The 18,002-nt window shown below is 66.0% G+C and carries 15 protein-coding genes; 6 read left to right on the forward strand and 9 right to left on the reverse strand.

Going from position 1 to position 18,002, the window contains the following annotated elements:
• The first annotated feature begins 52 nt into the window (after positions 1 to 52).
• Positions 53 to 1,570: a sodium:solute symporter family protein gene (locus tag FDW84_RS13705; RefSeq protein WP_138610085.1), complete on the forward strand. Its 1,518-nt coding sequence runs from the start codon at positions 53 to 55 to the stop codon at positions 1,568 to 1,570.
• Positions 1,571 to 1,647: 77 nt separating this feature from the next.
• Here the strand turns inward: FDW84_RS13705 and FDW84_RS13710 are convergent, their stop codons facing one another.
• Complete coding sequence (locus FDW84_RS13710) at positions 1,648 to 1,875, reverse strand: hypothetical protein (protein ID WP_138134403.1); 228 nt, start codon at positions 1,873 to 1,875, stop codon at positions 1,648 to 1,650.
• A gap of 254 nt (positions 1,876 to 2,129) precedes the next feature.
• On the opposite strand from FDW84_RS13710, the gene FDW84_RS13715 reads away from it, so the two are divergent.
• Positions 2,130 to 3,299 carry a VIT1/CCC1 transporter family protein gene (locus FDW84_RS13715; RefSeq protein ID WP_240721517.1) on the forward strand — a complete coding sequence of 390 codons (1,170 nt, stop codon included), beginning with the start codon at positions 2,130 to 2,132 and terminating at the stop codon, positions 3,297 to 3,299.
• A 27-nt stretch (positions 3,300 to 3,326) separates the two neighbouring features.
• Entirely contained in the window at positions 3,327 to 4,244 is a 918-nt protein-coding gene (locus FDW84_RS13720) for a matrixin family metalloprotease (protein WP_240721518.1), read from the forward strand.
• Positions 4,245 to 4,300: 56 nt separating this feature from the next.
• Here FDW84_RS13720 and FDW84_RS13725 read toward each other — a convergent pair whose 3' ends face one another.
• The gene (locus FDW84_RS13725) at positions 4,301 to 5,449 is read right to left on the reverse strand and encodes an LOG family protein (protein ID WP_138610087.1); all 1,149 of its coding nucleotides are present in this window, start codon (positions 5,447 to 5,449) and stop codon (positions 4,301 to 4,303) included.
• A 170-nt stretch (positions 5,450 to 5,619) separates the two neighbouring features.
• Complete coding sequence (locus tag FDW84_RS13730) at positions 5,620 to 7,035, reverse strand: sugar porter family MFS transporter (RefSeq protein ID WP_138610088.1); 1,416 nt, start codon at positions 7,033 to 7,035, stop codon at positions 5,620 to 5,622.
• Positions 7,036 to 7,318: 283 nt separating this feature from the next.
• On the opposite strand from FDW84_RS13730, the gene FDW84_RS13735 reads away from it, so the two are divergent.
• Genes FDW84_RS13735 through FDW84_RS13745 form a run of 3 tightly spaced genes read left to right on the forward strand, consistent with a single transcriptional unit; the run spans position 7,319 to position 10,034 of the window.
• Positions 7,319 to 8,059 (forward strand): GntR family transcriptional regulator, encoded by a 741-nt coding sequence (locus FDW84_RS13735; protein ID WP_138610089.1) that lies wholly within the window; start codon positions 7,319 to 7,321, stop codon positions 8,057 to 8,059.
• 17 nt (positions 8,060 to 8,076) lie between these two features.
• Positions 8,077 to 8,970: a 5-deoxy-glucuronate isomerase gene (gene iolB, locus FDW84_RS13740; RefSeq protein ID WP_138610090.1), complete on the forward strand. Its 894-nt coding sequence runs from the start codon at positions 8,077 to 8,079 to the stop codon at positions 8,968 to 8,970.
• 41 nt (positions 8,971 to 9,011) lie between these two features.
• Positions 9,012 to 10,034: a LacI family DNA-binding transcriptional regulator gene (locus FDW84_RS13745; protein ID WP_138610091.1), complete on the forward strand. Its 1,023-nt coding sequence runs from the start codon at positions 9,012 to 9,014 to the stop codon at positions 10,032 to 10,034.
• 78 nt (positions 10,035 to 10,112) lie between these two features.
• On the opposite strand, the gene FDW84_RS13750 is transcribed toward FDW84_RS13745, so the two are convergent.
• The 6 genes from FDW84_RS13750 to iolD are packed head-to-tail and all read right to left on the reverse strand — an operon-like array spanning position 10,113 to position 17,984.
• Positions 10,113 to 11,549: a sugar porter family MFS transporter gene (locus FDW84_RS13750; RefSeq protein ID WP_138610092.1), complete on the reverse strand. Its 1,437-nt coding sequence runs from the start codon at positions 11,547 to 11,549 to the stop codon at positions 10,113 to 10,115.
• The gene (locus FDW84_RS13755) at positions 11,546 to 12,421 is read right to left on the reverse strand and encodes a sugar phosphate isomerase/epimerase family protein (protein WP_138610093.1); all 876 of its coding nucleotides are present in this window, start codon (positions 12,419 to 12,421) and stop codon (positions 11,546 to 11,548) included. The genes FDW84_RS13750 and FDW84_RS13755 overlap by 4 nt, the downstream gene beginning before the upstream one ends.
• Before the next feature lie 49 nt (positions 12,422 to 12,470).
• Positions 12,471 to 13,484 carry a Gfo/Idh/MocA family protein gene (locus tag FDW84_RS13760; protein ID WP_138610094.1) on the reverse strand — a complete coding sequence of 338 codons (1,014 nt, stop codon included), beginning with the start codon at positions 13,482 to 13,484 and terminating at the stop codon, positions 12,471 to 12,473.
• 45 nt (positions 13,485 to 13,529) lie between these two features.
• A complete protein-coding gene (locus FDW84_RS13765) occupies positions 13,530 to 14,441 on the reverse strand; it encodes a sugar phosphate isomerase/epimerase family protein (RefSeq protein ID WP_138610095.1) in 912 nt (303 codons plus the stop codon).
• Positions 14,442 to 14,482: 41 nt separating this feature from the next.
• Positions 14,483 to 15,997 (reverse strand): CoA-acylating methylmalonate-semialdehyde dehydrogenase, encoded by a 1,515-nt coding sequence (locus FDW84_RS13770; RefSeq protein WP_138610096.1) that lies wholly within the window; start codon positions 15,995 to 15,997, stop codon positions 14,483 to 14,485.
• 34 nt (positions 15,998 to 16,031) lie between these two features.
• Positions 16,032 to 17,984, reverse strand: a complete 1,953-nt coding sequence (iolD, locus tag FDW84_RS13775) for a 3D-(3,5/4)-trihydroxycyclohexane-1,2-dione acylhydrolase (decyclizing) (RefSeq protein ID WP_138610145.1) — start codon at positions 17,982 to 17,984, stop codon at positions 16,032 to 16,034.
• Positions 17,985 to 18,002: the final 18 nt, after the last annotated feature.

Raw genomic sequence — 18,002 nt, forward strand, 5'->3', positions numbered from 1 at the left:
TCCCGCCACCGGATGTAGCGCCTCGCTGCCCTTATGCTCAAAGGAGCCCAACATGGACGTAAGCGTCATCAACATCGCCATTGTGGTGGTGTATCTGCTGGCAATGCTGGCCTTTGGCTGGTGGGGCAAATCCCGCACCAGGAACAACAGCGACTTCCTGGTTGCCGGCCGCCGGCTCGGCCCGTTCCTTTACACCGGAACCATGGCCGCCGTCGTCCTGGGCGGTGCCTCCACAGTGGGCGGTGTGGGCCTTGGCTACAAGTTCGGCATTTCCGGCATGTGGCTGGTGGTGGCCATCGGCGCCGGTGTCCTGCTCCTGAGCCTGCTGTTCGCCGGGACCATCCAAAAGCTGAAGATCTACACGGTCTCGCAGATGCTCACCCTGCGCTACGGCAGCAGGGCAACTGAAGCTTCAGGCATTGTGATGCTCGCCTACACGCTGATGCTGTGCGCCACGTCCACCGGCGCCTACGCAACGATCTTCGTGGTCCTCTTTGACTGGGACCGGGCGATCGCCATTGCCGTGGGTGGTGCCATTGTGCTGGTCTACTCCACTGTGGGCGGCATGTGGTCCATCACCCTGGCGGACCAGGTGCAGTTCATCATCAAGACTGTGGGCATCTTCTTCCTGATGCTCCCCTTCACGCTCAACGCAGCCGGCGGCATGGACGGCATCCGCAGCAGGGTGGACGAAAGCTTCTTCCAGGTCGACGGGATCGGCGTCCAGACCATCATCACCTACTTCGTGGTCTACACCCTGGGTTTGCTGATCGGCCAGGACATCTGGCAGCGCGTCTTCACCGCCAAAACACCGGCTGTTGCACGGTGGGGCGGTGCCACCGCCGGCATCTACTGCATCCTCTACGGCGTCGCCGGCGCCCTGATCGGCATGGCGGCCAGCGTTGCCCTGTCCAACATTGAGATCGCCGCCAAGGACGACGTCTACGCCGAAGTGGCCCAGACCCTGCTTCCCGTCGGCATCGGCGGACTGGTGCTCGCAGCTGCCGTGGCCGCCATGATGTCCACCGCCTCCGGGGCCCTCATCGCCGCCGCAACGGTTGCCCGCGCCGATGTCCTGCCATTCGTCGCCAGCTGGTTCGGCAAGGACATCAACACCGGGGACACGGACAACCCGGAGCACGACGTCAAGGCCAACCGGATCTGGGTCCTTGCCCTGGGCATCGTTGCCATCGTTATCGCGATCATCACCAAGGACGTGGTGGCCGCCCTGACCATCGCCTACGACATCCTGGTGGGCGGGCTCCTGGTGGCCATCCTCGGTGGACTGGTATGGAAGCGGGGCACCGGTCTCGCGGCCGCAGCTTCCATGGCAGTGGGCTCAGTGGTGACGCTGGGCACCATGATCATCCTGGAAATCAACGCCAAGGCGCCGCTGGACGGCATCTACGCCAACGAGCCCATCTACTACGGCCTGCTGGCCTCCGCCGCGGTGTACATCGCGGTTTCCCTGCTGACCAAGCCCACGGACCCGCAGGTGATGAGCAACTGGCAGCGCCGGGTGGCCGGGCAGGATGCTGAAGGCTCCCGGGAGCAGATGCCCGCCGCGTAGCGGCACGTTGGAGGGAAGCACGACGGCGGCACCCGGCCTTCGCTTTTTAGCGCAGCCAGGTGCCGCCGTCGTCAGTCCTACTCGGTGTCGCGAACTTCGTCCGGGTCCTCCAGCGGAACTGGTCGGTCCTCGGCGTCGATCACGACGGGAGGGGCCTGCACTACAGGCTCCTCTTCGTCCAGGAATTCGTCCTCCGTATCCCAGTCGTCCTCAACTGCCGGTGCATCCTCAGCGTAATCGTAGGCGGGATCCGCCTCTACAGACTCCAGATGCGGCATGTCCGGGTGCTGTCCGGTGGTGCTCATGTTTGAACCTCCGTTTATTCGCCTGACGTGCTCTTTCAGTGAGGGCGCTGGCCGCGCCACACCTTCATCACAGCACCGGCCGGCAGGCGGGTCAATAGCAGCGGAGCCGGGTGCAGCCGGCCAGGCCACGGGCGCGGAATTGAGGCGGACCGAAAAGCAGGGGACAGGTTGACCAGCCAAAAAACCGCGGATTTCCGCAGTAAGCTGGCACTGCAATGGGGCCGAACCATGCCCCATCCAGCCCAGGAGTGTCCGTGTCCCAACACGCCGAATCCAGCCAGCACACAGAACCCAGCCAGCACGCAGAACGCAAGCCACAGGCCCGGCCCCAGAAGCAGCAGACCCAGCCATCGCCGTCGGACATCAAGCGGTGGCGGCAGTACCTTGCTGACGAACGCGCCGAAGCTGCCGTCTACCGGGACCTGGCCCAGAACCGCCAGGGCGAGGAACGTGACATCCTGCTGGCCCTGGCTGAAGCCGAGCGCCGCCACGAAGCGCACTGGCTGGCACTGCTCGGGGACCGGGCGGGCAAGCCGCGACCGGCGTCGATCCGCAGCCGTCTGCTGGGCTTCCTGGCCCGCCACTTCGGATCGGTGTTCGTCCTTGCCCTGGCCCAGCGCGCCGAAGGCCGCTCCCCCTATGCCAAGGACCCCAACGCCACGGATGCGATGGCAGCCGACGAGCAGATCCACGAGGAAGTGGTCCGTGGCCTGGCAACCCGGGGACGGAACCGCCTGGCGGGCACCTTCCGGGCTGCTGTTTTCGGTGCCAACGACGGCCTGGTCAGCAACCTGTCCCTGGTGATGGGCATGGCGGCCTCCGGCGTGGCAAGCAGTGTGGTGCTGCTCAGCGGCATCGCCGGGCTCCTGGCCGGCGCCATGTCCATGGGGGCGGGCGAGTTCATCTCCGTGCGCTCGCAGCGCGAACTCCTGGCTGCCACCCGGCCCACGCAGGTCACCCTGGTGGCGGCCCCCAAGCTTGACCTCGAGCACAACGAACTGCTGCTGGTGTATCTGGCCCGCGGCATGACGCAGCAAGCGGCCGAGCACCGCGTGGCCGAACGCATGGGCCTGCTCCCCTGCGACTGCGATCCCAGCCTTTCCCTGCAGCCGGAACTGCCCGACGTCGAAGACCAGCATGAGGCGGTGGGCACCGCCTGGGGCGCCGCCCTGTCCAGCTTCTGCTTCTTCGCCTCCGGAGCCGTCGTTCCCATCCTGCCGTTCGTGTTCGGCCTGACCGGCGTGGCCGCCCTGGCGGTGGCGGGCGTCCTGGTGGGTATTGCCCTGCTGATCACCGGGGCGACAGTGGGCCTGCTGTCCGGCACCTCTCCCCTGACCCGCGGCCTTCGCCAGCTGGCCATTGGGCTGGGTGCCGCCGCTGTCACGTACCTGCTGGGGCTTGTCTTCGGCACCGTAATCCATTAGCAGCGGGCAGCCAGTGGGGATTGGGTAGTGGGCGGCCGGACGCCGCGCCACGCGGGAACAAAGGTCCGCCGCGGCGCGCGGGAGATTGTGCGGCTTCTGCTGATCGCAGCCCTGGCTGCGGCGGCAGCGTTCGGGGCGATGGTGGCACTGGGCGATCCCCGCTTCAAGGACCTGCTGGATATCCGTATCGGCCCTGGGAAGGGCCAGTCCGCCGGACAGCAGGAGCGGGATGGAGCAGGGGAATCGGGTCAGGCGCCGCCATCGGAGGCCCGGACGGGGACGCCGCCTCCCGGTTTCGAGGAAGCAGACGCTCCGTTGGCTGCAGCCGCGCCGCCGGCCGTGGGGAGCGACGCATACCGGTTCCTTGCCGTCAACGGTGACGGCAGCCCCGTAGGATACTCCCCGTGCCGGCCGCTGCACTACGTGGTCAATGACCAGTTGGCGCCGGCTGGGGCGCAGCAGCTGGTCACCGAAGCCATTTCCACCATTTCAACGGCCACCGGGATCCAGTTCGTGTACGACGGGGCCACCGGTGAGCAGCCCTCGCCGCAGCGGCCTCCGTACCAGCCGGACTCCTACGGCGAGCGGTGGGCCCCTCTGCTCATCGCCTGGACAACCCCTGAAACGGCACCGCAGCTGAAAGGCAAAGTCATCGGCACCGGCGGCAGCACCCATTTCAGTTACGACGGCGGTCCCAAGACCTTCGTGACCGGCGGCCTGGACCTTGACGCGCCGCAGATTGCGGATGAGCTCCTTAACCCGGACGGACACCTCTATGCCAGGGCGGTAATCCTGCACGAACTCAGCCACGTGATGGGGCTCGACCACGTGGACGATCCGGCCCAGCTGATGTACCCGGAGATCGGCACGCCGGAAGGGCTGTCCCCCGGGGATTTCAACGGGCTGTATGAGCTGGGCAAGGCCCAGTGCCGGAAGGACCTGTAACCGGGGCGCCGCCTGTGATTGTCCGGCACAGCGTCTGCGCTTAGCCGGGTTTGTGCTTAGCCGGGCAGCGACTGCCCCCGAAGCACCTCCACCGCCTCCTGCACAGTGTCCACCAGGAAGATCCGGTCCTCCATGAGCCGGCCCGCCGCCAGTCTCCGCAGCATGGGCCACGCGGGGTACTGCTGTTCCCAGTGGCGCCTGCCCACCAGCACCATGGGTGTTATCTTTTCCCGTGCCCCGTAGTAGTTCTCGCAGGCATCCTGGAAGATCTCCTGCACCGTGCCGGCGGCTCCCGGCAGGAAGACAATGCCTCCCGTGCACAGTTCGAGCAGGATGGCTTCACGGACCGCGTTGGCGAAGTACTTGGCGATGTGCGTGGCAAAGTAGTTTGGCGGCTCGTGGCCGTAGAACCAGGTGGGGACACCGAGGGACGGAGTCCCGTCCGGAAAACGTTCGACGACGGCTGCGGCTGCGCGCGCCCACGTGGACACCGAGGGACGAAAGCCGGGGACGGAGGCGAGCATGCCCAGCGCGGCGTGGAGGTCGCCGTCGGACGCCCCGCCGAGGTAAGCGCCCAGGTTCGCTGCTTCCATGGCCCCCGGTCCCCCGCCGGTGGCAACTGCATGCCCGTCCCGGACAAGGAGCCTGCCCAGCCGTGCAGCCTCTGCGTACTCTCCCGTTCCACGCTGCGCCGCGTGCCCGCCCATCACTCCCACCATGGACCGGCCCTGCCACGGCCCTGTCCGGATCGCCTCCTCCAAGGCGTCGCCGACGGCGTGGTCGTGCAGGGCGGACGCCAGGGTGGCGTCCAGCCGGTGCCGTTGGCCGGGCTGGATGCTCCACTGGTAGATCCGGGCATCCGGGAGGTCCTCGTACGAAGAGTCGGCCAGTCCGGCGTAGAGCTCCTGCGGCGCATAGAGGGTGGAGCGGTAGGGGTCGAACGGGACCGATTCCAGCCGCGGGAAGATCAGCGCTCCGCGTCGGCGGAGCAGGTCTTCCACTCCCTCGTCGAAGGTGCATCCCAGGAAGATGGCACCTTCGGCGTGCATGCCTTCCAGCGCGGCGGCCCTCCCCCGCAGGTCCAGGGACTGGGCGTGCCAGCCGTGCATATCCGTTGCGCCGCCACTTACCAGCCGGTCGAAGCTTTCCAGGTCCTCCACTTCCAGGTTGTGGGGGCTGGGACCCAGGTTTCCATAGAGGTTCATGGCTGTGTCGCAGTCCTGCGCCGGTTGGTCATGCACCCAGCGTAGGCCACCCGCCGTCGAGCATTCCCTGCAGCAGGCCTGTTGAATCGGCAGCGCGGGACCGGAAGCCGCGCCCTCCAGAGCTTCTGGAAGGGCAGGATCCGGCCCCGCGCTCAGGAAAGGACTTGTTGTCAGGCCGGGACCCGGACGGGCTCGCCGTGGCGGAAGTGTGCCTCGAGATCCTCGAGCGAGTGTCCCTTGGTTTCCGGAACGAACTTCCTCACAAACATCAGGGACGCGAGGTTCACCAGGACGAACAGGCCGAAGGTTCCGGTGGAGCCGAGCGCCTCGACGACGATCGGGAACAGGAACGAGATGGCGGCATTGACGGTCCACAGCGCGAAGACAGCAATCCCCATCGCGAAGCCGCGGATAGCCAGCGGGAACATCTCCGAAAGGAGCAGCCACACGCAGGTGCCGATGAAGCACTGGACGAAGGCAACAAACAGCATCATGGCGGCGAGGATGATGTAGCTGGCGAGGTCCGACTGGGGCAGCAGGAACACCACAGCCAGCAGGGCCTGCGACCCCACCACACCGGAGAAGCCTATAATCAGCATCTTCCGGCGGCCGATGAAGCCGAGCAGCCAGATGCCCAGGATGGTCATCAGCACCGAGGTGACGCCCACGCCGATGGTGGCAACCAGTGATGCGCTGACCCCCAGGCCGCTCTTTTCCAGGATGCTGGGCGCGTAGTAGTTCACGGTGTTGATGCCGGTGGCCTGCTGCACGGTGGCAAGCCCGATGCCGATCCAGAGCAGGCGGCGCATCCAGGGGTTGTCCCGCAGGTCGCGCCAGGCGTGGCCGCGTTCCTGCTTCGCGGTCTTGGCTGCCTGCGCAATCTCCTGGAACTCGCTCTCCGCTTCTTCCGGGCTGCGGCTCAGGTTCAGGACCCGGCGGCTGTCCTCGAGGCGGCCGCGGATGGCGTACCAGCGGGGCGACTCCGGCAGCAGGAGCATGCCGGCGAGCAGCGCAAGGGCGGGCAGCGACGCGATCCCCAGCATGGTGCGCCAGACTTCGGGGTCCTGTATGAGCGCATCCAGCAGGGCGTTGATGGCGAAGGCAAGCATCTGGCCGGTGACAATCATGAGTTCGTTGATGGTCACCATGCGGCCGCGGAGGTGTGCCGGGGCCATTTCCGCCAGGTACAGGGGGCAGGTGACGGCGGCAGCGCCCACTCCCAGGCCCAGGAGGATGCGCGCTGCGATCATGAAGGGAACGGTGGGGGCGATGGCGCAGCCAATGGCACCGAACAGGAACAGCAGGGCGCAGATCAGCAGGGAGCCCCGCCGTCCAAGCCTGTCAGCCATCCGCCCGCCGGTGAGGGCGCCCACAGCGGCTCCGGGGAACAAAAGGGCGCTGACCACCGTGGCTTCCTCGACAGCGTTCATATTCAGGGAGTCGTTCATGTACAGCAGCGCACCGGAGATCACGCCGGTGTCGTAGCCGAAGAGCAGCCCGCCCAGGGTGGAAATGACCGTGAGCCGGGCGAGGTAGCCGCGGCGCCGGGACCCTTGGGCGGCAGTCGAAGTCTTTTGCAACAGCATTGTTGCCTCTCAAATTCTCTCGGGGACCGGAAGGACGGTCGGGAATGTGATGCGTGACACCACATTAGAGCGCTCTAACTGTCGCCGTCAAGGAAAAGTCTTAATGTCAGAACATGTGCTTTCTTCTTCACTGCTTCCTCTTGGCCGTCGGGAATCCCTTGACCGGCCCGGCGCTCCTGCTACCATCGAAGGCAGAGTATGTCCTATCAAGAGAACATATGAAGGCAAAGTGGCCGGTGGCGTACGGAGCCTGCTGCAGCTGCATCAAGGAACAGGAACGAACGTGGCGAACAACCTCGGTCTCAGCATCGACCGCTCCTCACCCGTGCCCCTTTACCACCAGGTGGTGCAGGGCATTGAAGCTGCAATCTACAGCGGGGTCCTTGAGCCGGGGAGCCGCCTGGATAATGAAATCGACCTCGCCGCCCAACTGAACCTGTCCCGCCCCACAATGCGTAAGGCCATGGATGAGCTGGTCAGGTCCGGACTGCTCGTCCGCAAGCGCGGGGTTGGAACCCAGGTGGTCTCAAGCCAGGTGCGCCGTCCGCTTGAGCTCTCCAGCCTCTATGACGACCTCACTAACAACGGCAAGAAGCCCACCACCGAAGTCCTGAGCTTCTCGCATGTGGAGGCGGATGACTCCACCCTGGCCACCCTTCAGCTACCCACTGGCTCCAAGGTTTACCACTTCACCCGCCTCCGCAAAGTCGGCGGCAAGCCGCTGGCCCTGATGGAGAACTGGGTCCGGGACGACATCGCCGAGATGGACGAGGCCATGCTGTCGGCCGAAGGACTTTATGCCATCCTTCGCCGCGGCGGCGTCAACTTCCGCCTGGCCACCCAGCGGATCGGGGCCATGACCGCCAACGACTACCAGGCCAGCATGCTGGACACACCGGCTGGCTCGGCCCTGGTCACCATGGAACGAACGGCCGTGGACGATACCGGCCGCCGCGTGGAAACCGGCCACCACGTGTACCGGGCCGATTCCTACAGCTTTGAAATGACACTCGTACAGCGCTAACTCAAGGAGCCAACTCCATGACCAACTGGGTCTACCCCCTGGGCACCGCCGCCGACGGCAAGTGGGACGTTTCGATCGGAACGTCCGATTCCTCACTCGCTGTGGAGGGGTGGGCACACACCGGACTGAAGGTTGCCACCCTGCCAGCAGGGTCCGACGTCGTCCTTCCCGCCGCGGACGAGGAACGCATCGTGGTGCCGCTCAGCGGATCCTTCACCGTCACCGTGGAGGGCATGGAATACCAGCTTGCGGGGCGCGCCTCCGTCTTCAGCGGCCCCACCGACGTCCTCTACTCCGGCACTGGGCGCGCGGTCACCATCAGCTCTGCCGACGGCGGCCGGGTGGCGGTTGCCACGGCGCCGGCCAACGCCTCGTACCCCACCCGCCTGGTGCCCGCCGCCGAGACCCCGGTGGAGCTGCGCGGAGCCGGCAACTGCTCACGCCAGGTCCACAACTTCGGCACCCCCGCCGCCCTGGAGGCAGACCGGTTCATCGTGTGCGAGGTCCTGACCCCCGCCGGCAACTGGTCCTCCTATCCTCCTCACAAGCATGACGAGGAGAAAGACGGCGAGACGCACCTCGAGGAAATCTACTACTTCGAGACGCAGGTGGCCGCAGGTTCAGCAGCTCCCGCCGACGCCGATGCCATCGGCTACCAGCGCGTGTACGCCTCCGACGAGCGCCCCATCGACGTGTCCGCCGAGGTGCGTACCGGCGACGTTGTGCTGGTGCCTTACGGCTGGCACGGCCCCGCGATGGCGGCCCCGGGCTACGACCTGTACTACCTGAACGTCATGGCAGGTCCCGGGCCGGTGCGCGAGTGGCTGATCAGCGACGACCCCCACCACGGCTGGGTCCGGCAGACCTGGGACGGCCAGGACATCGACCCGCGCCTGCCGTTCGGGGCCTAGCTCCGCCGCATCGCCGGACGCCGGTGGAATAGTGGGGTGTTGTGAAGCAGACTTTCCCCACCCGCAGGCCCGTCACCATGGAGGACGTGGCCCGCGACGCCGGTGTGAGCCGCGCGCTGGTGTCCCTGGTTATGCGCGACTCGCCCAAGGTTTCCCCTGCCAAGCGGACGGCGGTGCTGGAAAGCGCCGCCGCCCTGGGCTACTCCCCCAACCGGCTGGCCAGCCGCCTGGCCAGCCATCGCACCAACACCGTGGGCGTCCTGTTCCTCGACCTGCACAACCCGGTGTTCGCCGACATCTACGACGGCATTGCCGAGGGCCTCGCCGGCAGCGGCAACCAGGTGATGGTCGCCGTCGGCTCCGCTGATCCCGGTACAGAGCTGGAGGCAATCCGCTCGTTCGCCGACCTGCGGGTGGACGGGATCCTCCTTGCCGGTTACACCGGCTCACCGGAGGAGCTGGAGACGGCATTGCGGGGGACACCCGCCGTCGTCATCACCCGGGAGCTGGAGGTCGACGGCGTCGATTCCGTCCTGACGGATGACTTTCGTTCCGGAGCTCTGGCCGTGGAGCACCTGCACGGACTGGGGCACCGGCACATTGCCCATGTGGACATCTCGGATTGGCTGCCGTACACCGCCCGCAGGGAAGGCTACCTGTGGGCCATGCGGCAGTTCGGCCTTGAGCCGATGCTGGTGCACAGCGACATGACCGGGCGCGGCGGGCGCGCGGTCATGGAACAGTTCCTTGCCTCAGGCGCCGCCCTGCCCACGGCCATTTTCGCCCACAACGACCTCACCGCCGTCGGCATCATGGAAGCCCTTGCTTCACATGGCGTGGCCGTTCCCGACGACGTGGCGATCGTAGGCTGCGACAACATCGAGGTGGCAGCGTCGCCTCTGATCGGACTGACGTCCATCGACCAGCACGCCGGGGAACTTGGCCGGCTGGCGGCGCAGGTCATGCTGGAGCGCCTGGCTGGAGGCTCAGTACCGGCCGTGACCCGCAAGCTCGAACCCGCGCTGATGGTCCGGCGCTCCTCCAGCCCCGGCGCGGGATCGTGACCGGGCCCACGAACTGAACGCCCCGCCGAGAAAACTCTCAGCGGGGCATCAGGCGGTTTAGGGTGGCGGCGGCGCCGGCTAAATGCGCTGGTCCAGGGCGGCTCCCGGTTTTTCGGGCGCGAGGTTCTTAAAGTAGTGCTCCAGGTCCTCAAGGCTCTTGTCCTTGGTTTCCGGGACGTACTTGGCGGCGAAGGCTATGGCACCAACACCCAGCACGGCGAACACGAAGAACGTGTTGGATAGCCCAATGGCGGCCAGGAGCTGGGGGAAGCCGAAGCCCACCAGGAAGTTCACGATCCACAGTACGAACGCCGAAGCTCCCATGCCCAGACCACGCATCTTCAGAGGGAAGATTTCTGACAGCATCAGCCACGTAACCGGTGAAATGGCTCCCTGCTGGAAGGCCAGGAAGGTCACAGTCAGGGACAGGATCACGAAACCCCGGGCTGCGCCCTCCGGCAGGATCAGCGAGAAGAGCCCGATCAGGAGGAGCGCCGTCGTCGTACCCACCTGCCCGGTAATCAGCATCCGCCGGCGTCCCACCTTGCCGAGGAGCCAAATTCCCACGAACGTGGCCAGCACCGAGATCACGCCATTGGCAATGTTGGCCGTCAGCGCAGCCTCCCGTCCGAATCCGGACTCCGCCAGAATCTGGGTGCCGTAATACATGATCGAGTTCACGCCGGTGATCTGTTGGATCACCGCCAGGCCGAGGCCAACGAAGAAGATCCGGCGGAACCATGGAATCCCCAGGTCCTGCCAGGAACCCATTTTGGACTTGTAGTCCTCGACGGCCATGGCCTTGACCTCTTCGAACTCCGCACGCGCCTCCGCCTGCGAGCGGATGCGCTGCAGCACACTGAGGGTTTCGCCGAAGCTGCCCATGGACGCCAGCCAGCGCGGGCTTTCGGGCATGAAGTTCATCCCGATCCACAATGCGATGGCAGGGAGCGTGGCGATGACCAGCATCCAGCGCCAGATGCCGCCGGATTCCCCGAAGGTGTTTCCGAGGTAGGCGTTGAAAATGAACGCCAGCAACTGGCCCGTGACGATCATCAGCTCGTTCTGCGTGACGATTCGTCCGCGCCGCGCGCTTGGCGATACTTCCGCCAGGTACACGGGCACCGTGACCGAGGCGCCGCCGACGGCGAGCCCAAGCACGAACCTGGCGGCAATCATCACTTCTGTGCTGGGTGCAAAGGTGCAGGCGAGCGTGCCGAGGAGGAACACCACGGCAAGGACCATGATCATCTTCCGCCGGCCGTTCCGGTCTGCCAGCCGGCCGCCGAACAAGGCACCGAAGGCCGCACCGAACAGCAGGGAGGACGTCACAAGCCCTTCCGTCAGCGGGGTGAGGCCCAGATCCTCCTGCATGTACGGCAGCGCACCGTTGATCACGCCAGTGTCGTAACCGAAGAGCAGGCCGCCGAACGTGGAGATGATGGTGACGGTCCGCAAGGCCTTCCTGTGGTTCCCGGGGACCTTCGCGGTACCGGACGGGACAGGGGAACTCATACGCTGACCTTCTGGACGTACTGCTTCATGGTCTCCAGCTGGTACCGGGAGACGTCCTGGGCCTTTTCGTCCTCGGCGAAGACACTGGACACCATGACAGTGTTGTCCCGGTCCAGGAAGCCGATCTCCTTGAGGCCGCCGAAGAACTCGTCCCAGTTGACGTCGCCGTCGCCGATCTTCAGGTGCTGGTGGACCCGGACAGGGTTGCCCGGCGGGTTGGTGATGTACCGCAGGCCATGCGAGGCGTGGTGGTCCATGGTGTCAGCCACGTGGACCAGGCGCAGCTTGTCCCCCGCGGCGCGCATGATGTCCAGGGGCGAGTCCTTCATATGGAAGCTGTGCGAGGCCACGTAGACCATGCCCACATTCCTGGAGTTCAGGCCGCGGATCACGCGGATGGCGGCAAGGCCTTCCTCCACGAAGTCGTCCGGGTGCGGGTCGATTAGCAGGTCGATGCCCTCCCGCTCAATAATCGGCAGCAGTTCCTCCATTGAGCGGTAGAACGCCCGCTCGGATTCCTCTGCCTTTTCCGGCCGTCCGCTGAATTCGGTGTTCATGGTGCTGACGCCCAGGTCCACGGAGATCTGGATGGCCCGCTTCCAGTAGCGGACTGCAGCTTCGCGCGCGTCCTCGTCCGGGCCGGACCAGCGGAGTACGGGCAGGACGGACGCAATCTCAATCCCCGCGTCCTTGCAGGCCTTGCTGAGCTGGCCCACGAGTTCGTCATCGGCCTTCGGGTGGTTGTAGAAGGGGATGAAGTCCGCGTGCGGGGTCATCTGCATGTACTTGTAGCCGAGGTCCGCCACCACTTGGGGGAACTCCAGCAGGCTGTGCGAGTGGTGGAACGGGGTGGGATCAAGTGCGATTTTCACGAAAAACACTCCATTGTGGATCAGTAAGGCTGGAGGGAAGTGGGTGGCTCTACTTGTAGAGGTCTGGCTTGGGGGCGAGCTTGACGGCCACCTTTTCGCCGTTCTTCTGGGCTTCGACGCCCGCTTCACAGCAGGCTGCCGTAGCGTAACCGTCCCAGGCCGTAGGGCCGCCGATTTCGCCCTTGAGGGCGGCGTCAACCCATGACTGGATTTCGACGTCGTAAGCCGCACCGAAGCGCTCCTCGAAGCCGGGGGTCACGTTGCCGCCCCAGTGGCCGGCGCTGCGGGTGTAGGGTCCGTTGTCGCCGCCGATGCTCACGATGCCCTCTTCGAAGGAGGCCTGGGTGGCCACTTCGTAGCCGAATTTGGCGTTGACGAAGATTTCCACGTCGGCCAGGACGCCGGACTCGGTCTCCAGCAGGACGTGCTGCGGGTCATGCTGGCCGGCCGGAGCGTTCCTGGTGGCCTTGCCCAGGCGGACCTGGATGCTGGTGATTTCCTCACCGGTGAAATACCGGATGGCGTCAAACTCGTGCACCACCGAGTCGTTGATAAGCATCTCGTTGGTGAAGCCCGCCGGGGTGCTGGGATTGCGGTGCTGGTGGTGCAGCATCAGCAGCTCGCCCAGTTCACCGTTCCGGATGATCCCGCCCAGCGCGGCGTACTCGGCATCGAAGCGGCGCATGAACCCCACCTGGATGCGCTTGTGGCCCAGTGCCACCTCTGCCTGGACAACCTTCCAGGAGGAGTCAGCACCGGGAGTCAGGGGCTTTTCGCAGAGGATGGGGATGTCCTTGGCAAGGGCCTTGAACAGGATGTCCTCATGCAGGAATCCAGGGGTGGCGATCAGCACCGCGTTGACGTCGCCGTTGTTGATGGCCTCCTCGGCATCGGCGAGCGCCACGGCACCCGGGATGCCTTCGATGGCGGCCTGCGCGCGGGCCAGGTCAACATCCACGACGGCGGCCACTTCGGCTCCGTGGATGCGCTTGTTGAGGCGCTGGATGTGGTCGGCACCCATGCGCCCGGCGCCGATGACGGCTACGCGGAGTGTTTCAGTCATTGTTCTGTCCTTCGGTGTCTGTGGGGAAATGAGGAGGGGTAGCTGTCAATTGACAGTGGTGCGGGAACCGCAGGACAGCAGGTAGTTGCGGGTGCGCTTAGCGATGGGCATCGGCACGTCGAACGCCACTGGGTACATGTCCTGCTCCACGATGCCGAAGATGGGCCGGTCCAGGCCTTCCACAGCTTCGATCACCGCGCGCAGGTCCGGCAGGCCGTTCGGCGGCTCGGTCATGACGCCGGCCAGGTTGGCGGCGGCCCAGGTCATGTTTTCCTCGTTGACCTTCCTGAGGATCTCCGGGTTGATCTGCTTGAGGTGCAGGTAGCCGATCCGGTCAGGGTAGTTCTTGATCAGCTCCAGGCTGGACGCCCCGCAGTATTCGGCGTGGCCGGTGTCCAGGCAGAGGTTGAGGTACTGGGGATCCGTGGCGCCGAGCAGGGTTTCGATGTCCTCCTGCGCACCCACGTGGGAGTCCGCGTGCGAGTGGAACTGCTGCTTCAGGCCGAAGTCCTCCAGCAGGGTCTTGCCCAGGCGGTTGTGGCCGGCGAACAGGTCGTCCCAGGCCTTCCCGCTAAGTGTTCCGCTTTCCACTGCCTCCCCCGTGACATCGTCACGCCACATTGCCGGAATGACAACGATGTGCTCCCCGCCCATGGCTGCCGTCAGCTCCGCCACCTTGCGGGCCGGCTCCCAGGCGCTTTCCCACTGGTCCAGGCCGCGGTGGAAGGCGGTAAAGACCGTACCGGCTGAGATCTGGAGGTCGCGCTGCTTGAGCTCCTCGGCGAGGCGGGCGGGGTCCGTGGGCAGGTAGCCGTACGGGCCCAGTTCAATCCACTTGTAGCCGGACTCGGCCACTTCGTCGAGGAAACGTTCCCACGGCGTCTGCTTGGGATCGTCCGCGAACCAGACACCCCAGGAGTCCGGCGCCGTGCCGATGATCAGTTTGTTCTCAGTCATGACAGCGTTGTCTTTCTACTCTGGTCTTCCGCGCGGCGGGATCAGTTGGAGGGGAAGTTGTAGGAGGCGCCGGAGGCGTGGTGGGTTTCGGGCCAGCGGGAGGTGACGACCTTGCCGCGGGTGTAGAAGGAGACGCCTTCGGGGCCGTAGATGTGCTTGTCGCCGAAGAGGGATGCTTTCCAGCCGCCGAAGGAGTGGTAGGCCACCGGCACCGGCAGCGGCACGTTGATGCCGATCATGCCCACGGTCACGGAGCGCTGGAACTTCCGGGCGGCAGCGCCGGAGGAGGTGAAGATGGCGGTGCCGTTGCCGTAGGGGTTGGCGTTGATGAGCTTGATGCCGTCTTCGAGGGTGTCCACGCGGACCACCACGAGGACGGGGCCGAAGATTTCCTCCTGGTAGGCGGTCATTTCGGTCTTGACGTGGTCGATCACGGTGGGTCCGACCCAGAAGCCGTCTTCGTGCCCCGGGACCACGAGGTCACGCCCGTCCACCACCATGGCGGCGCCTGCGGCTTCGGCTTCGGTGACGATCCTGACGATGCGTTCCTTGGCGGCGGGGGTGATGACCGGGCCCATTTCGGCGTCCGGGGCGGTGCCGTTGTTGACCTTCACGGCCAGGGCGCGCTCTTCGACCTTTTTGACGATCAGGTCGGCAGCATCCCCGACGGCGACGGCGACGCTGATGGCCATGCAGCGTTCACCGGCGGAACCGAACGCTGCGGCGGCGAGGTGGTCGGCGGCGTTGTCCAGGTCGGCGTCGGGCATGACGATGGCGTGGTTCTTCGCCCCGCCCAGGGCCTGGACGCGCTTGCCATGCCTGGTGGCGGTTTCGTGGACGTATTGGGCGATCGGGGTGGACCCGACGAAGGAGATTCCGTCCACGTCCGGGTGGGTCAGCAGCCCGTCAACGGTTTCCTTGTCACCGTGCAGGACCTGGAACACGCCGTCGGGCAGGCCGGCCTCCTTCCACAGCTTTGCCAGCAGCAGCGAGGCTGAGGGGTCACGCTCGGAGGGCTTGAGGATGAAGGCGTTGCCGGTGGCGATCGCCATCGGGGCCATCCAGAGCGGCACCATCACCGGGAAGTTGAACGGGGTGATGCCCGCTACCACGCCGAGCGGTTCACGGAAGTTGAACACGTCGATCCCGGTGGAGACCTGGTCCGAGTAGTCGCCCTTGAGCAGGGTGGGGATCCCACAGGCGTACTCGACGACTTCCAGGCCGCGGCCGATCTCGCCCTTGGCGTCGGAGAGGACCTTGCCGTGCTCGGCGGTCACCAGCTGCGCCAGCTCCTCCACGTGGGATGCAACGAGTTCGCGGAACTTGAACAGCACCGCGGTGCGCCTGGCCAGGGAGATCTCACCCCAGGTGTCGGCGGCCTTACGGGCTGCGGCGACAGCGGCCTCCAGGTCGGCACGGTTGGCCAGGCGCAGCGTGGCGGTGGCCTTGCCGGTGGCCGGGTTGAACACGGACGTGGTGCGGTCACCAACGCCTGCGGTTTCAACGCCGTCGATGAAGTGGTTGATGACGGTGGTCTCAGTGGTGGTGGCAGTCATGGGGGGACTCTTCCTTGAGTGGTGGAAAGGGGGTTCAGCCGAGCAGTTTGCGCTGGCGTGACTTGTGGTCGGCGTAGGTCTGGTACGCCTGGCGGGTGGATTCCAGTTCGGATACCTGGGAGACGGGCACGTCCCACCAGGATTCCGAGGACGGTGCGTCCAGGAGCGGGTCGGACTCGACATGGATCAGGATGGGCCCGGAGCCTTCGGGTGCTGCCTTGGCGTCGCGGATGGCCTGTTCGAGTTCGGCGATGACCTTCTCCCCCGGCTCGATCCGGATGACCTTCACGCCCAGGGACTCGGCGTTCAGCGCCAGGTCCACCGGCAGGGTCTCGCCCTCATCGAAGCTGTGCTGTTCCTCGTTCAGTGCCCGGTACTGGGTGCCGAACCGCTGCGAGCCGAGCATTTCGGAGAGGGATCCGATGGAGGCGTAGCCGTGGTTCTGGATCAGGACCACGATCAGCTTGATGCGTTCGGCGACGGCGGTAACCAGCTCGGTGTGCATCATCAGGTAGGAGCCGTCCCCTACCATCACGACGACGTCCCGCACGTCCGCGCGCCCCGTGCCTGCCGCCGTCGTGCTTGCCGCGGCTTCGGCCAGGGCGGCGCGCTTGACGCCGAGCCCACCGGGGATTTCGTAGCCCATGCAGGAGTAGGCGTACTCCACGTGGTAGCCGAACGGATCCCGGACGCGCCACATCTTGTGCAGGTCACCGGGCAGCGAACCGGCGGCGCAGATCACCACGTCGCGGGCGTCCATGGCGCGGGAGGTGGCCCCGATGATCTCGTTCTGGGCCGGCAGCGGGGTGTGGCGGGTGTCGAACGCCTCGTCCACTGTGGCGTTCCAGCGCTTCTTCTCCGCCGCCACCCTCTGCTCAAGGTCGGCGCCGACGCGGTAGCCGCCCAGGACAGCGTTCAGCTTGACCAGGGCCTTGCGGGCGTCGGCAACGATCGGCAGCGTGCTGCCGTGCTTGTACGCGTCGATGGGGGCGACGTTAATGTTGACGAACTTGACGTCCGGGTTCTGGAATGCCGTGCGGGACGCGGTGGTGAAGTCCTCGTAGCGGGTGCCGATCCCGATGATCAGATCCGCCTCGGCAGCGATGGCGTTGGCCGCCGTCGTGCCGGTGGAGCCGATGGCACCCAGGGAATGCTGGTGGTCCCAAGGCAGGACGCCGACGCCGGCCTGGGTGTAGCCCACGGGGATGCCGGTCAGCTCGACGAACTTTGCGAGCTCGTCATTCGCGTAGGCGTAGAGGACACCGCCGCCGGCAATGATCAGCGGCCGTCTGGCACTCCGGATGGTCTCTGCGGCCCGGGCGATATCGTCGTCGTCCGCGTCCGGGCGGCGGATCCGCCACTCGCGTTCGGCCAGGAACTCCCCGGGCACGTCGAAGGCCTCGGCCTGGACGTCTTGCGGCAGCGAAATGGTCACCGCGCCGGTCTCTGCCGGGTCCGTCAGGACCCGCAGGCCGTGATGGAACGCGGAGAACAGCTGCTCGGGCCGGGACACCCGGTCGAAGAACCTGGACAGCGGCCGGAAGGCGTCATTGACGGTGATGTCGTACGCGTAGGGCTGCTCCAGCTGCTGCAGCACCGGGTCAGCGGCGCGGGTGGCGAATGTGTCGGAAGGCAGCAGCAGCACAGGGAGCCGGTTGGTGGTGGCCAAAGCCGCACCCGTCAGCAGGTTGGAGGACCCCGGACCGATCGAGGTGCTCACCGCGAACGTCTGGCGGCGGCGCGTGTGCCGTGCGTACCCCACGGCCTGGTGGACCTGGGCCTGCTCGTTCCGGCCCTGGAAGTACGGCATGATGGCCGGATCCAGCTGCTGGTACTGCTTCAGCGCCTGGCCCACACCGGCCACGTTGCCGTGCCCGAAGATACCGAACGTGCCCGGAATGAGCCGTTCACGGTACTCGACGCCGTCAACCGAGTCCACGGTGTACTGCTTCGAAAGGTATTCGACGACGGCCTGGGCCACCGTCATGCGGCGGGATCCCTGTAC

Source organism: Pseudarthrobacter sp. NamE5 (assembly GCF_005796225.1).
Lineage (GTDB): Bacteria > Actinomycetota > Actinomycetes > Actinomycetales > Micrococcaceae > Arthrobacter.

What these genes read in the sequence shown, in the direction of transcription:
- FDW84_RS13705 (WP_138610085.1), top strand. Translation starts at nt 53, where the DNA reads ATGGACGTAAGCGTCATCAACATCGCCATTGTGGTGGTGTATCTGCTG.
- FDW84_RS13710 (WP_138134403.1), bottom strand. Translation starts at nt 1,875, where the DNA reads ATGAGCACCACCGGACAGCACCCGGACATGCCGCATCTGGAGTCTGTA.
- FDW84_RS13725 (WP_138610087.1), bottom strand. Translation starts at nt 5,449, where the DNA reads ATGAACCTCTATGGAAACCTGGGTCCCAGCCCCCACAACCTGGAAGTG.
- FDW84_RS13730 (WP_138610088.1), bottom strand. Translation starts at nt 7,035, where the DNA reads ATGCTGTTGCAAAAGACTTCGACTGCCGCCCAAGGGTCCCGGCGCCGC.
- iolB (WP_138610090.1), top strand. Translation starts at nt 8,077, where the DNA reads ATGACCAACTGGGTCTACCCCCTGGGCACCGCCGCCGACGGCAAGTGG.
- FDW84_RS13750 (WP_138610092.1), bottom strand. Translation starts at nt 11,549, where the DNA reads ATGAGTTCCCCTGTCCCGTCCGGTACCGCGAAGGTCCCCGGGAACCAC.
- FDW84_RS13760 (WP_138610094.1), bottom strand. Translation starts at nt 13,484, where the DNA reads ATGACTGAAACACTCCGCGTAGCCGTCATCGGCGCCGGGCGCATGGGT.
- FDW84_RS13765 (WP_138610095.1), bottom strand. Translation starts at nt 14,441, where the DNA reads ATGACTGAGAACAAACTGATCATCGGCACGGCGCCGGACTCCTGGGGT.
- FDW84_RS13770 (WP_138610096.1), bottom strand. Translation starts at nt 15,997, where the DNA reads ATGACTGCCACCACCACTGAGACCACCGTCATCAACCACTTCATCGAC.
- iolD (WP_138610145.1), bottom strand. Translation starts at nt 17,984, where the DNA reads ATGACGGTGGCCCAGGCCGTCGTCGAATACCTTTCGAAGCAGTACACC.